Raw genomic sequence first — 13,713 nt, 5'->3', positions numbered from 1 at the left:
TGATTGAGGGATTGATTGAGGGATTGAGGGATTGAGGGATTGAGGGATTGAGGGATTGATTTATTGATTGAGGGATTGATTTATTGATTTTTGAATGGGATTATTTGATTGAGCAATTGATTTTTTGAGTGGGGATTATTTGATTGTTTGATTTTTGAGAGAAAATTTTTGTTGAATTTTGACATTTTTTTATTTGCGATTTGCTGTTGGGTTTTTAGCAATTAAAGTTTTGATGGACGCAACTGTCATCGCTAAAATCTCATTGGTTTCTGACATGATACTTTTCAATTTAGTGGCATCTACCAATTCAGCTTCAACTATTAACTCCATCCAGTAAAGACTTTCATCCGCTTCTTCTTCCACTATCCTGAGTTTAGAAATTAAGTCTGCTGTTGACTTAGCACGACAAGCCGCTCGATAATTGGCTCCTACAGAAGTTGCTGAACGAATTAACTGCTTGCCAATTACCTGAGAAGCGGAGCCTTTGGGCAGCGCATCTACTAGCTTAATAACTCTCAATGCTAGCTGCTTTGTTCTTCTTTTAAACTCTTGTTCGTCCACCTTGCGATTTTAGATTTTAGATTGTTTGATTTGGAATTGTTTCAAATACCAAGTAATTGAATTGCCAAGAGGCGAAGGAAGACAAAAGAAAAAAATCGCAACTTAATTATACCATTAAACTGCGTTTTCTCTTCAATCTAAAATCCCAAATCTAAAATCTAAAATCACTTCACGCGCAGTGCTCTGTTTGTTGTGCTCATTTCGGTGGCACGAACTTTTTTGCCTCTCCAAAGTAGCCGCATTGGTGTACCGGTAAAGCCTAGGTGTTTGCGGAATTGGCTTTCCATGTAGCGGCGGTAGTTTTCGGTGAAGCGTTTGGGATCGTTGACGAATAGGGCGATTGTCGGTGGCTGCGATCGCACTTGAGTACCGTAATAGATTTTGCCTTGTTTTCCTTGGCGGGTAACTGGGGCTGAGTGCCAGGTTGTGGCTTCTTCTATCACTTCGTTAATGACGGCGGTAGGGACGCGACGTTTGTGTTCGTCGGAGGCTTTATCTACTAATTCAATGATTTTTTCAACTCGCTGTCCACTCATGGCGCTAACAAAAATCATTTCTGCCCAGTCGAGGAAATAAAGTCGGGTTCTTACTTCTCTTTCGTACTCGTATATGGTGTCGGACTCTTTTTCTACGGCATCCCATTTGTTGACGACTATGATGCAGGCGCGACCTTCTTGGCTGATGCGATCGGCTAATTTTTGGTCTTGATCCGTAACGCCGTCAATTGCGTCAATTACTAACAGTATGACATTGGCGCGGCGGATGGCTTTGAAAGCGCGGTTGATCCCGAAAAATTCTGCGCCGTATTCGACGTTTTTCTTTTTGCGAATTCCGGCTGTGTCAATCAGGCGGTAGGTTTTACCGTTGCGTTCTACTAAGGTGTCGATCGCGTCGCGGGTTGTGCCGGAAATCGGGCTGACTATGGCGCGATTTTCTCCGAGAAATGCGTTTAACAAACTCGATTTTCCAACGTTGGGACGACCGATAATTGCTACTTTAATTTCCTCAACTTCTGGTAATATTTCCGTGGGAAGGTAAGTAATTAATTTGTCAAGCAATTCGCCGGTGCCGTTGCCGTGAATGCCGGAAATTGGGTAAGGTTCTCCCATTCCCAATTGCCAAAAGTCGGCTGCTTGGGTGAGTCCTGTATTTTCCGATTCGCATTTGTTGACGGCGAGAATGACTGGGACTTTTTGCAGTCTCAGCCAAGATGCGATCGCTTCGTCGCCGCCGGTGAGCCCGGTTTTTCCGTCAACTACGAAAATGGCTGCGCTGGCTTCTGCGAGGGCCGCCATTGCTTGTTCGCGAATTAAAGGCAGAAATTCGGTCTCGTCGTCGAATACTAGCCCGCCGGTGTCTACGACTTGATATTCCCGATCGCCCCAGTATGCTGGTCTGTAAGTGCGATCGCGCGTGATTCCTGGTTCGTCGTGGACGATCGCGTCTTGGGTGTTGGCTAAACGGTTGACGATCGTCGATTTGCCTACATTGGGGCGTCCAATAATAGCAACTATAGGTAGAGACATAAAAGTAGCAGCAATGAGGCTGCGCCGTAATTTTGAGCTTTAGTCTTGTATTGTAAGCTAATCTGACGAGATTTTTATAGATTGAGGCTGTGTTTCTGTCTTTTCATGCTGTAGGCGGTGTTTTACTGATCGCCCGTTTAAACATCGAACCCTAAAAAATAGCCACAGCCTATGGATCTGCATTCCCAGCCCCACTCTGAGAATTAGAAATAAAACTTAAATAACTCAACAAATCATCTCATCTGTGGTAATTCTTTGATGATTATGAAGGTAGATATAGGATTTTAGCGATCGGCTATTATTGAAAAAAAGCAGGAGTTTAGTTTTTGACGAAAGCTTAAAACAGCAGCTTAAAAATGGAAACTAAATTTCCCTCAAAGCTCAAAACATTAGGTGGTAATATGGCTGTTCTGCAACTAGAAGACGGTAGAACATATACGGATATCCGGGGGATCGCGAGTCAACTGGCCGTTTTAAATATTGAGATCGATTCCCTGCCCACAAACAAAAATCCGGCGTTTCAGGAACTGCTAGTTCAAGACATTCTCAATGTTACAGAAAAACAGCAGATTCTCGGAGCATTTAATAGCGAGTTTGAAGAGTTTAAGCGCGCCAGCGGATATAAGTGGTGCGACTTGAAAGTGCTGCATCCAGGTTCGCAGCAGATTTACGCGCTGATGACTCAAAGCGATCGCACTCACACCCACACAGATGCAGAAGTTCTTCACATTTTAGCTGGGGAATGCGTTTTTGGGTTTGTGTATTCTAACGGCTCTCAGGTACAATTAATGCTGCAAGCTGAAGAATACATTAAAGTGCCTGCCAATACCGAACATTGGTTTTATCTCACTCCGTCGCTGTACTTGAAAGCCTTGCAGTATTACACCAGTGCTCAAGGCTGGGTTCCTCAGTATACTAACAGGAAACTAAAAATTAAAAATTAAGAGCCAGAAGAAGAGGGGAAATTTGTAGAGGAGGAAGAAGAAGATGAAACAGAATTGGGTGACTTACTATCAAGCGGTGGAAGGTCGCCCGCCGCATGAAACTTTGCTGAAAGCTTTGTCAATTTTTGACACGGAACCGTTGCTATATCGTCCTCGATTCGCTGTAGATTTAGGCTGTGGCGATGGACGAGATACGGTGGAACTCCTGCGTCGAGGCTGGCGGGTTTTAGCGATTGACAGGGAACAAAATGCCTTCGATCGCTTGCTGGATCGTCCGATTCAACGCGATCTGCTCCAAACTCAATTGATGCGTTTTGAAACCTTAACTTTGCCTCAATCGATCGATCTAATCAATGCCAGTTTTTGCCTCCCTTTTTGTCAGCCCGCCGATTTCCCCCATCTTTGGGAAACGATCGTGACATCGCTAAATCCAGGAGGATATTTCTGCGGTCAATTGTTTGGCGATCGCGACTCATGGGCTGTTTACCCCGATCGCACTCATCATACTCGCGAACAAATTCAAGTGCTGCTAAAGTCCTTGCAGATTGAGTGGTTTGACGAAGAAGAACATCCTGGAGTAACGGCGCTAGGCGAGGAAAAACACTGGCATATTTTTCACATTGTTGCTCGTAAGAGAGATTAATATATAGTGCCGACTGCTTAAAGAAGTCGGCACTCTCTTGAAGTCGGAGTTCTGGAAAAGTTGCAGCTCGTTTTTACTGAATTTTTCGGAATTTACCGTTAAATTAGCTTCCTAATTGCTAAGGAATGAAAAATAAAGAAGGTGACTAATAGAGCAATAGTTTACCTTGGATCAAAGCTTCTGGGGTTTAATTGTGCAAGTTATTGATTTTTCATTTTTTAGTCTCGAACCTTTCTGATTTTTTAAATGCTCTCAGCTTCATTAGGTGCCGCCATTTCAATTTCTTCGCAACGCTGCAAAAGCGCTTCTATTTCCTGAGCCAAAAAAATTACTTCCGGCCAAGAAGAACCGTTAATTAAATCTTGAGCGTGAGCTAATTTGTTTCTCAATGCTTCTGCTGACTTTAAAAAACGCTCCCCGTAGCGTTTGGATTTGAGCCCCAGCCGATCGACTATTTCAGCAGAAGTCAGGATTAAATCTCGCTTGTCGCAGAATTGCAGGTAATCAATTAAGTCAATTGCTTCATTTCGCGATCGCCCCAATTCCCAAAGGTGTTTGGCGGCTAAAATGCGATCGCCCTTAAGCAATTTTTGCCAAGAATCTTGGGGAAAGTAAATCCGCACGATCCGTAATAAATTCATTTCCAGAAGCGTCACCAATCCAAACAGCAGCATCCGCACCGGTGCTTTTTGCAAATCGCCGCAGGTAACGATCCCGTCGATCCTGTTGCTTTCTAATACAAATAATCTCGGTTTTTCTCGCAGCAGTGGCAGCAATTCCATCAAAGGAGTGGCGGCGGCAATTAATTGGGAGGGGTGAAAAATTTGCTGGTAGTCGCTGCACTTGCCTGTCTTTAAGTGCGATCGTTCTACATAGCCACAAACCGTGCCGTTTTCTTCGATACCGAGTACGTCAAAATCGCGGGCCTCCATCCACGATCGCAACTTGGCTGCGTCTTCGCAAGCGGGGACAGCTTTCAGCGGTTCCGCGAGATATTTAACTGTAATGCTGTCTTTGAATAAATCCCGCAAGTCGGCGGAACTTGATTTTAAATGTTTCATTTCCGGTAATTTCATGGATCGTTGCTGCAAGTAGAGACGCGGCATTACCGTGGGAAGCATCTCAGTTTTGTAACAAGTATTTTTTAGGAGTGGGAGGCGGACGATCGCACAGGGATAGTAAAAGCAAAACTGAGATGCTCGCTTAGCGTGTCTCTCCAAATTTCATGATATTACTTACTGGCTAACTCCGGGCAATAATGGTTGGCGGCAAGAGTAGTAATAATATCGGCATCCGCCAGAAAACTTTCTTTGACAGTTGGATTTTCGATACTCGCTGCTTGCCCGATCGCTCTTAATTTAACTTCCGGCAGAGAAACTCCCGATTTTGCTTCCGCACACATTCTTTTAGCGGCCGCAATTTTTTGACCAGGGGCCCTTTGGATGGCTTGCAGTAAATTATCCGTTGCTTCGGGAGAGTAACTTTTTGCTAAGCGTTTGTAGTCTTCGAGAAATTTCCCATCGTTTCCTGTCAGCTTAATGTCTGATTCTTGAGGCGAACACAACAAATTTAAGTTAATTACTTCTCCCACTGAATTAACAAGAAAACATCCTTCGCGTTCTTGGGCGATCGCGCTTTGGTTGCTGGGTACAAATTGTATAATAACGGCGGATATAACAGCAGTTAAGCGCGAGTAATTTAGCATGGAAATTATGTAATATATTGGCATTTTTAACCGCAGAATGCGGAGCAAGGCGGGTGTTTTTGAGTGAGAGCGTGTCTGGTAAATTAACCAAAATAATTGTAGGGTCTGGTTTCACCAACAATCTGTAATTCTAACTAAAAATCTACATAAGCCCGCCCTCCAAGCTGTCGGTAATTCAACAAACATAATATCAGACGAGCATTTCGTTGTCTATGGAAGTTTTCATTAACAGCAAACATCCCCCTTGTGTGAGGGAGGAATGTATGGAACCGGGAACCGATCGAATGTAGTCGCCTTGATGGCAAATTTCCCCTTCTACAATTAAGTCTCCTTCTAATACAAACACTTCCTCCGAGGCAGCGTGTCGGTGCAGGGGAAATGTTACTCCCGGTTCAAGTCGCAGCAAGCAGGTAATTTGGCGATTTGTTTTGTCAATATAAAGCTTGCCCAATGAGACTCCCGCAACTCCATAAGATTTCCATTTGACATCATTCGATCGCACGATTAAAGATGGAGCATTGTTCTCTTTTGGGGAGGTAACAATTGGGTTGATATTTACTGATTCTGCCTGGGTTGGCGGCAGTTCGGCTATGCGCTGTAACAGGCGGTTTTTGAGGTCGGGGGCGACTGGAAATGGGGGGGCTGTGTAGGCGATCGCGGCAATTGTTGATTCCAAAGCAGCTAATTCACTTGTAAGTTCTGCGGACTCTTTCAATTTTTCTGCAAATGCGCCGCGTTCTGACTCGTCGAGGATATCGAGAGCTTGAAGGGCTGCAAGGATTTTATATTCCTCGTCTGGCATCATTTCCATCTGTTTTCCGCCATTAATTGTAATTCAGCCTAGGTTGATTTTAAACTGGAAATTGGTCTGCTGCCCTCGCACTCAAGATGGATGATTGGAGAGACCATAATTTTAGATTGAGGTTAAACAACTTAAATTTTGTTTTTTGACCATCTAAAAAAAATGTTCGCTCAAAGCTTGACGCAATTTGGAAATACCCAACCGAATTCTGGTTTTAATTGTACCTGTCGGGATACCAGTTTTAGCTGATATCGCCGCGCAAGTCAGCCCTTGATAGTAGGCGAGTTCGATCGCCTCTTGCTGTTCCTTTGGCAGTTTTTCTAAGGCTGCTTTGACTTGTTCCCTGCGTTCTTTAAACATTGCATCTTCCATCGGTTCTGCAACGCTAGAGATGGGTATTTTAGCATCTTCCAGACAAGCTTCAGCAGCCCGGACTGTTCGCTGAATCGCTCGGAGCCGATCGAGGGAACGACTGCGGGTCAGCATGAACAACCACGTATCTGCTCGACTGCGAGAAGGATCGTAAGTTGCTGCTTTTTGCCAAATTTGGGAAAAAACATCGATTACCACTTCTTCAGCTTCTTCTACCGAACCCAGGATTTTGTAAGCGAGAGCGTAACTTGGGCGACCGTAGCGATCGTAAAGTTTAGCTAATGCCGTTTGGTCTTTCCGGGCAATCTGCACTAAAAGCAGCGATTCATCGCCTGACTTCTGGCCTGTCATTTCAGTGTACCCAAAATTTTTGTTTTGACGGCACAGATCCAAAATTAACAATTCGGCGTATATCACTACAGAACATAATTGTAAGTTTGAAGTTGGGGGTACAAGCTGGAGGATGCCTTTTCAGGCTAATTTTGTCGTGCTTTGAATTGTAAAAATCCTAAGTCATCTTGGATTTTACCACCTAATTAGTGATTTTTTGGATACTTACCAATCCGCTTTATGCAGAACGAAAAAATCCCTGAGCGTGAAGAGTCAAAACCGCGCCATTCACTCGTTCCCAAGCTTTGTTCGATCGCTCCCAAGAAGAGTCTGGAAACCCATATAAGCGACGCTCTGTCTCTTGTATAGCGAGGGTGGATGTGTCTCCGATCGGGCATTTCCAAGAATAGTCCGGGCACGAGTAAATCCTTAATTACCCACTTTTTTATATAAATTAGTCTGGCCGCACAGATCCAAAATTGCCAAACCTTCGTATACCACCAATAGGAGAAGGCTCAGCAATAGCGCAAAAGCCCGACAGGTTGACAGATTTCAACCTGTTGCTACAAAAGTAAAACCCGCGAATGCGGGTTATTTAGCATTGATTTGTGCAAAAATTTCATTGAAATAAAGGTGCTAACTGTGAAGCTCACAAAAAAAATTCGCCGAACCATACTAGCTATTGAAGTAGCTTTAATTGCTCTATTAACTCCAGGGATAATTGTCGCTTCCGACCACGACGACGGCGAAGTAGATATCAAAGGTCGCGCGGTCAATTTAACTGACCTGTATGTATATCGCGAAAAAGACCAAAACTCAGGTGCTGCGGACGGGGATTTAGTATTTACTATGAATTCAAATCCCAGGTCTGTCGCCCGTTATCAATATTATTTCAGCACTACAGCCCTTTACCAATTTCATATCACGCAGGTAGGTGACGTGAATTCTACACCTACTGGACGCTCGGATATTATCTTGCGGTTTGCCTTCAGTCCGCCTAACAATAGAGGTATGCAAGCGGTAGCTGTAACTGTTGTTCGCAACGGCTCGGAGACAACTACTAAGGCTACAGTTAACGGCGGGCTAATTGCCACAACTCCGCTGAATTCTAATGCTGTTTTGAATACAGTACCTGTGGGCGGTTCTAACTTGACTGTATTTGCGGGTTTACGGGAAGACCCGTTTTTCTTTGATGTGGAACAATTTTTCCGAGTTCGCGCCGCAGCTTTGGGAACGGGGCCGCGCACTGCTTTTAAAGAACCGAGTCAAGCGATTGACTTTACTAAAGGTTACAACGTCAATACAATTGCTGTCCGCGTTCCGAAAGCATTTTTGCAAGCAGGAAGTGGGGCGAATACTTTTGATGTTTGGTCAACTGTTTCTATCAGAGACGGAGCTGGCGGTTTCAAACAATTCGAGCGTTTGGCCAGGCCTGCAATTAATGAGGGTTTAATAGTTACTCCCGCTTATCTGGAAGCATTCAATAATATTCCTCCGAGATCTGATTTAAGCGCTGCTGCTGCTCCGGTGCGTCAGGAAGCTGTTGCTACTCTGAATGCTGTCGATCTTTTGGACGGTCGGGATAATGTCGATCCAAATGCGATCGCCGGAGCTTTCTTACCCGATGTCATGCGGATTGATACCACAAAAACCAGCGGCTACGCTAGCGCTACAAATGCTCAAGGAAGCTTGATCGGAGGTCGTATGCTGATGGACGACGTTATTGATATTACTCTGGGAGCTTTGGTGGGTTCTCCGGTTGGCGATAATGTTTCATATAACGGAACTCCGGGAAATCCGGCTCAGGGACACAAACCTTTAGAACGGAATTTTCCTTATTTGGCTTTGCCTAATTAGTCAGTTGACAGTTGACAGTTGACAGTTGACAGTTGACAGTTGACAGATCTATGAATGTAGGGTGCGTCGCTATGAGATTTTTAATGAAACTTGCAGATTATAGATGGCGACGCACCTTACCACAATAGAAAAGACTTGTTTTGACCGCAGATGAAGGCGGATTAACGCAGATGAACGCGGATGTATGAAAACTAAAACTAAACAGGAAATAAAGTCGGATATTTTCTCGTGGTGGCTGCTGATAGTAGTTCCTTTTGTTGGGATGGTAGTAGTGAATTTACCTCCTAATTTTCGTTTTATTTCAGAAAAATTTTCCAACAAAAGCCCCGAAAATCTAGATACTAATTACCGCTATCATTTTTCGGAAAGTTTGAGAAATAATCCGAATCAAAAGGAAGCAATTCAGCAAGAAATAGCTTTTTACCAGCAGCGATTGGCTGTTGATTCCCGCAGCGGTTTGAACCGGGCGGCGCTGGCGGGATCTTATTTAAAAATGGCTCGCGCTACTGGGGAGGGAGGTTGGTTTTTATTGGCAGAACAAGCGGCTCAAAGGTCGATCGCCGATTTGCCTTTTGACAACAAAGGTGCGCTGTTAGTTTTAGCTCGGATTGCTGAGGCGAGACACGATTTTGCTACTGCTTTGCGCTTTGCTAAACAGGCGGGTTCTGATAATGAAGATGCGATCGCCCTTTCAGTTACATCTCACTTAGCGATGGGTAAAGTGAGCGAGGCAAATGCAGCCGCAGAAGCCTTAGTTAACCGGATTCCTAACTTGGGTTCTCTCACTTTGAGAGCTTTAGCGAGAGAGTCTCAGGGCCGAGATGCTGAGGTTTTGCAGGATTACCGGCAAGCAATGGCGGCGGAGGAACCGGGAGAGGTTGCTGGTTCGGCGCGGGCCCGATCGCTCTTGGGTCGATTTTACGCGCGTCGCGGGCAGTTTGTGCAGGCGAAAGCGCTGTTTTTGGAGGCGCTGCGGTTGGTGCCGCGATACCCGCTGGCGCTGATTTATTTGGCGGATTTGGAGACGCGGCAGGGCAATTATCGGGAGGCGGAAGGCTATTACAGCAAGGTTTCTGCGTATTCTGGCCCGGTTGCGACTGTGTTCGATCGCATTGTCGATCGCGGTATGGCGAGGGTGAAGGATTTGCAGGGTGATGCGATCGAATCCCGGCGACTTCGCGACAAAGCAGAAGCAGGGCTGCGACAGGAACAGGTTTCTGGAGCTCGCGGTTTCGGACACCGGCGCGATTTGGCAAGTTTGCTGCTGGAAAAAGGTCGATCGCAGGATGTTGCGGAAGCGCTGGTGTTAATGCAGGATGAGGTGAAAATTCGGCGGGATGCTGTGACGTTGGATACTTTGGCTTGGGCGCTTTCCGCCGCTGGGGAATGGCAAAAGGCCGATCGAGTGATGGCCGAAATAGTGCGATCGGGCATTCGGGATGCGGGTATGTTTTACCGGGCTGCTGCGATCGCCCGTACTTTAGGTAAGGATGCTGAATCTCGCGCTTATTTTCAAAAGTCCAAGGAAATTGACCCGAATTTTGACGATCGATCTCGCCAAGCATTAGGTTTGGGAAGTTATGAATTTTGAGATTAGCTAATAGCAGCCATTCGGCAAAGTTCGCTATTCCGTCAATCCGCCAGGGGTTTCAACCCCTGGCTAAAAGCTTAAGTCCTGTCAAGAGGACTAAAAGATTTCACTAAAAAGTAAAAAATCTTTTAGTCGGTTTCAACCGACTTTCGCTATGAGACAGGGGTTTCAACCCCTGGCGGACTGTGAGACTCACGAAAAGATTGATCGCCTCAAAAATCCCAACAAACACAAATAATTCACAAACAAATTACCTAAAAACGAAGGTATTTATGCACTATAAGTTGAACCAATTACTAAGGTTTTTCCTCCTATTCTTCCTGACACTTTCCTTGTTACTAACAACCTCAACCAGACCAGTTTACTCGCACTGGTCAGACTTATCCGTAGCAGAAATAGTAGTCAAAGATTTGCAAACCGAAATAACATTAACTTTCCCAACCGGTTTAACAAACTTCGCCGACGACAATCGAGACAGCCAGCTACAACCTGCTGAAGTTCGCAAGCACCAAACACAGCTAGAAAAGTTTTTTAGCCAACAAATCCGCATCGCCAACAGTAGCAATATTCAAGGCTCCGTAGCAGTAAACCCGCTAGAAATAGCAGCTAAAACCGCCATTTCAATCCAGCAGCCGAATACCCACAGCACCTTAATTTTAGACTACACCTGGCCCGCACCTTCTCAAGATAAAACCCCCGCTTTGCCTGACTCAATTTCCATCTCCAAACCAGAGAAATTGCGGATTAATTACAATCTGTTTTTGCCCGAAGTTTCGACAGCTAGCTGCCAAGCCACGATTGTGCAAGCGGGTGCTGTAAAAAGCTTTGTATTTACGCCGCAAAACCGCGACTTTTTGTTAGCCGGAAATGAATCTCTCTGGGATTCAGGTTGGAGTTTTTTACTAGCAATAGCGGGAGCATTTGCTTGGGGATGCGTGCACGCGATGTCGCCCGGACACGGAAAAACCATAGTCGGCGCTTATTTAGTGGGTTCGCGGGCTACTCCCCTACACGCTTTATTTCTAGCAGCAACCACTACAATTACTCACACTGCCGGCGTGTTTGCGGTGGGCGGAATTACTTTGTTTGCTTCTAACTTAATTGATCCAGAAAAATTAGATCCTTGGCTAAGTTTAATCTCGGGTTTATTAGTGGCCTTCATCGGGCTAAATTTACTATTAAAAAAACTCAAGACTAGGTTAGTCGTGAAAACTGAATTTATCAAAAAAATTAAGACTAAATTTTTCAATAAAAACTGTTTTTTAAGAACGGAACTCCTTAATATAAACCGTGAGGAACCAGTAAACCTTTTAAATAGAGGAAGTTGGGAGAGAGAATTTACACCTGTAAAACCAGATATATCTCACCACTACCACCATCACGGAGACGGCCGGATTCATTCGCATTTGCCTCCTGGTGCTGACGGTTCTGCTATTACTTGGAAAAGCTTATTAGCGTTGGGGATTTCCGGCGGTTTGTTGCCTTGTCCTTCCGCTTTGGTGATGCTGTTGAGTGCATCGGCTTTGGGCAATGTTGCTTTGGGGATGACGTTAGTTGTAGCGTTTAGTTTGGGATTGGCTTTAGTGCTGAGTGCGATCGGATTAATCTTAGTTTATGCCAAACGAAATTTTGATAAACTGCCCAAACAGATCACAGCAGTCAAATTTATGCCGGCGATTAGCGCGATGTTTGTAATGTTATTGGGGTTGGGAATTACCGGACAGGCGATGTTGAAAATATTGGCTGCCAATCAATGGGTAGTTGGCAATGGATAAGCATAAAATTAGGACTCTCCCTCCTAACTACAAACTTACGAATAAGTCGGATTTGAGATACCCGATTTCTTGAAGAAGCCGGGTATCTGGGTATTCTGTTTTTTAGCCGTTGCTCACTTATCAGGCCGCACTATGTTTATTAATAATTTCGGCTAAATCCGGTACTCCGTTTTCCACGTAAGTCTTAGCTGAGGGGCGGAGTTTGGCATAGGCACCTTTAACCATCGATCTTGTGCTTTTCTCGACCCTTTTGTCACTTATCTGGAGCAATTCGTCTGCTACTTCACCTTTTCTTTGGGCTAGATATTCTACTGGGTTGCCATTGTTTACGGCTTCAGTCCACATCGGATCGAGTGCGATCGAGATTTCTGGCAGAAGTTGATCGAGGACTTGGGCGCAATAGTCAGCCCGTATCCCCTTGACAGTAGAGTAGGCAGCTTTAAGAGCCAAACCACCCAATCCCGGCGCTGCTGCAACTTGTTGGTCTATCAACTTTACACAGTCATCAACAAAAGTTTCTCTGTGGTTTTCATTCAAGAGAATATCGCTAAGTCCCATTTTCACTTTCCTTGATTTAATAGTCAATGTGCTTATACCAATTTTTTATGCGGCTGCATAGAATCCGATCACCCTGGCGCCCCCCTTAATAAGGGGGGAACAAGATTCTTATCAAAGTCCCCCTTCTTAAGGGGGATTTAGGGGGATCGAGATATGTGCAACTTTACAATAAATTGGTATTATTAGCTTCGATCTCAATCTGACATCATATATCTATTTTGAGCCATTACTCAAGGTTTCCCAAGTTTTTTAAGGTTTAAAAGTCTTTACTTGACAAGTTGATGTTGAGATTTGTCTAGTAGTATGTTATAGGAATTAATGTTCAATCTGCTACTCATTATTGACCTACGGTTTGTAGTAAGGGCTTTAGTCCTTATTAGGTGAGATTAATGAGGACTAAAGTCCTGACTACAAACTGATGAGTTGTGAACAGCCACATAGAAAAGAGGACAGCTCGAAAAAAATATTAGAAAGGCTCTGCCTAAGTCCGATCGCATTTGCACGTATGAGCTGGCACGTATCATTAGGATTGGACATTCGGCTGGATGCCTGCAGGTACTGCAACGATCGGAAGTTTCTGGGTTTGAGCCGGCCGATCGCTCGATCGCAATACCAAATTTTTCGGTAACGGCGCGGAAGTGCTGAGTCCGGGAAATATTTGAAGCGATAAGGTTAAGCCGGCAGCTAATAATAGTTTTTCTAACATGGCATTGTCTCCCATACATACGCCCTAGGGCATAATTCCTCTTACACCTACAACATATAAACATCCTCAGTCCCTTGGTGCGATCGCACGGGCATAGTTTAAGTGACATCTATCACCACTGAGCAGGGGGTGATGGGAATAGGGGGTGTGGGGATAGGGGGGTGATGGGAATAGGGGGTGTGGGGAAGATTGGGAAATCTTGACTCGCACTTCTGGCGTCAACATCCGTTGAACGTGTTAAATCCTATACACGGCGCATTGCCAAACTTCCCTAAAAATCAAGAATTGTCCTAGAGAAAGAAGCCGTTGAGTCTCTCTCAAAGGTAGAATTAGCGCGTAGAAG

13 protein-coding genes are annotated in these 13,713 nt (G+C 44.8%); 5 read left to right on the top strand and 8 right to left on the bottom strand.

Annotated elements, in window-relative coordinates; all coding sequences use genetic code 11:
• Positions 1–189 precede the first annotated feature (189 nt).
• Positions 190–561 carry a four helix bundle protein gene (locus Q5691_RS03420; RefSeq protein ID WP_333211850.1) on the bottom strand — a complete coding sequence of 124 codons (372 nt, stop codon included), beginning with the start codon at positions 559–561 and terminating at the stop codon, positions 190–192.
• A gap of 164 nt (positions 562–725) precedes the next feature.
• Entirely contained in the window at positions 726–2,087 is a 1,362-nt protein-coding gene (gene der, locus Q5691_RS03415) for a ribosome biogenesis GTPase Der (RefSeq protein WP_333343909.1), read from the bottom strand.
• A 356-nt stretch (positions 2,088–2,443) separates the two neighbouring features.
• On the opposite strand from der, the gene Q5691_RS03410 reads away from it, so the two are divergent.
• Positions 2,444–3,031 (top strand): acireductone dioxygenase, encoded by a 588-nt coding sequence (locus tag Q5691_RS03410; protein WP_333211854.1) that lies wholly within the window; start codon positions 2,444–2,446, stop codon positions 3,029–3,031.
• Between the two features lie 43 nt (positions 3,032–3,074).
• Positions 3,075–3,674 carry a class I SAM-dependent methyltransferase gene (locus tag Q5691_RS03405; RefSeq protein ID WP_333343908.1) on the top strand — a complete coding sequence of 200 codons (600 nt, stop codon included), beginning with the start codon at positions 3,075–3,077 and terminating at the stop codon, positions 3,672–3,674.
• Positions 3,675–3,916: 242 nt separating this feature from the next.
• Here the strand turns inward: Q5691_RS03405 and Q5691_RS03400 are convergent, their stop codons facing one another.
• The 4 genes from Q5691_RS03400 to Q5691_RS03385 form a co-directional block, all read right to left on the bottom strand.
• Positions 3,917–4,735 (bottom strand): hypothetical protein, encoded by an 819-nt coding sequence (locus Q5691_RS03400; protein WP_333211857.1) that lies wholly within the window; start codon positions 4,733–4,735, stop codon positions 3,917–3,919.
• Between the two features lie 170 nt (positions 4,736–4,905).
• Entirely contained in the window at positions 4,906–5,403 is a 498-nt protein-coding gene (locus Q5691_RS03395; protein ID WP_333311389.1) for a DUF732 domain-containing protein, read from the bottom strand.
• 166 nt (positions 5,404–5,569) lie between these two features.
• Positions 5,570–6,184: a cupin domain-containing protein gene (locus Q5691_RS03390; protein ID WP_333343907.1), complete on the bottom strand. Its 615-nt coding sequence runs from the start codon at positions 6,182–6,184 to the stop codon at positions 5,570–5,572.
• Between the two features lie 150 nt (positions 6,185–6,334).
• Positions 6,335–6,904 carry a sigma-70 family RNA polymerase sigma factor gene (locus Q5691_RS03385; RefSeq protein ID WP_333211863.1) on the bottom strand — a complete coding sequence of 190 codons (570 nt, stop codon included), beginning with the start codon at positions 6,902–6,904 and terminating at the stop codon, positions 6,335–6,337.
• Between the two features lie 621 nt (positions 6,905–7,525).
• Between Q5691_RS03385 and Q5691_RS03380 the strand changes: the two genes are divergently transcribed.
• The 3 genes from Q5691_RS03380 (at position 7,526) to Q5691_RS03370 (ending at position 12,106) form a co-directional block, all read left to right on the top strand.
• The gene (locus Q5691_RS03380; RefSeq protein WP_333211864.1) at positions 7,526–8,740 is read left to right on the top strand and encodes a DUF4331 domain-containing protein; all 1,215 of its coding nucleotides are present in this window, start codon (positions 7,526–7,528) and stop codon (positions 8,738–8,740) included.
• Between the two features lie 184 nt (positions 8,741–8,924).
• The gene (locus Q5691_RS03375; protein ID WP_333343906.1) at positions 8,925–10,331 is read left to right on the top strand and encodes a hypothetical protein; all 1,407 of its coding nucleotides are present in this window, start codon (positions 8,925–8,927) and stop codon (positions 10,329–10,331) included.
• Between the two features lie 272 nt (positions 10,332–10,603).
• A complete protein-coding gene (locus tag Q5691_RS03370; RefSeq protein WP_333311385.1) occupies positions 10,604–12,106 on the top strand; it encodes a HoxN/HupN/NixA family nickel/cobalt transporter in 1,503 nt (500 codons plus the stop codon).
• Positions 12,107–12,226: 120 nt separating this feature from the next.
• Here Q5691_RS03370 and Q5691_RS03365 read toward each other — a convergent pair whose 3' ends face one another.
• Positions 12,227–12,664 (bottom strand): DUF6918 family protein, encoded by a 438-nt coding sequence (locus tag Q5691_RS03365; RefSeq protein WP_333311384.1) that lies wholly within the window; start codon positions 12,662–12,664, stop codon positions 12,227–12,229.
• Positions 12,665–13,187: 523 nt separating this feature from the next.
• A complete protein-coding gene (locus Q5691_RS03360) occupies positions 13,188–13,370 on the bottom strand; it encodes a hypothetical protein (protein ID WP_333080764.1) in 183 nt (60 codons plus the stop codon).
• Positions 13,371–13,713: the final 343 nt, after the last annotated feature.

Origin of the sequence: Microcoleus sp. w1-18aA5, from assembly GCF_036701705.1 — a bacterium.
GTDB lineage: Bacteria > Cyanobacteriota > Cyanobacteriia > Cyanobacteriales > Microcoleaceae > Microcoleus.
Note: the sequence above shows the minus strand (reverse complement) of the source record. Positions and strands in the feature narration are given on the sequence as shown.

Bases quoted from the DNA above. Each gene is read 5' to 3' on its own strand.
- Q5691_RS03385 (WP_333211863.1), bottom strand. From the start codon at position 6,904: ATGACAGGCCAGAAGTCAGGCGATGAATCGCTGCTTTTAGTGCAGATT.
- Q5691_RS03400 (WP_333211857.1), bottom strand. From the start codon at position 4,735: ATGAAACATTTAAAATCAAGTTCCGCCGACTTGCGGGATTTATTCAAA.
- Q5691_RS03370 (WP_333311385.1), top strand. From the start codon at position 10,604: ATGCACTATAAGTTGAACCAATTACTAAGGTTTTTCCTCCTATTCTTC.
- der (WP_333343909.1), bottom strand. From the start codon at position 2,087: ATGTCTCTACCTATAGTTGCTATTATTGGACGCCCCAATGTAGGCAAA.
- Q5691_RS03360 (WP_333080764.1), bottom strand. From the start codon at position 13,370: ATGTTAGAAAAACTATTATTAGCTGCCGGCTTAACCTTATCGCTTCAA.
- Q5691_RS03375 (WP_333343906.1), top strand. From the start codon at position 8,925: ATGAAAACTAAAACTAAACAGGAAATAAAGTCGGATATTTTCTCGTGG.
- Q5691_RS03410 (WP_333211854.1), top strand. From the start codon at position 2,444: ATGGAAACTAAATTTCCCTCAAAGCTCAAAACATTAGGTGGTAATATG.
- Q5691_RS03390 (WP_333343907.1), bottom strand. From the start codon at position 6,184: ATGATGCCAGACGAGGAATATAAAATCCTTGCAGCCCTTCAAGCTCTC.
- Q5691_RS03395 (WP_333311389.1), bottom strand. From the start codon at position 5,403: ATGCCAATATATTACATAATTTCCATGCTAAATTACTCGCGCTTAACT.
- Q5691_RS03365 (WP_333311384.1), bottom strand. From the start codon at position 12,664: ATGGGACTTAGCGATATTCTCTTGAATGAAAACCACAGAGAAACTTTT.
- Q5691_RS03405 (WP_333343908.1), top strand. From the start codon at position 3,075: ATGAAACAGAATTGGGTGACTTACTATCAAGCGGTGGAAGGTCGCCCG.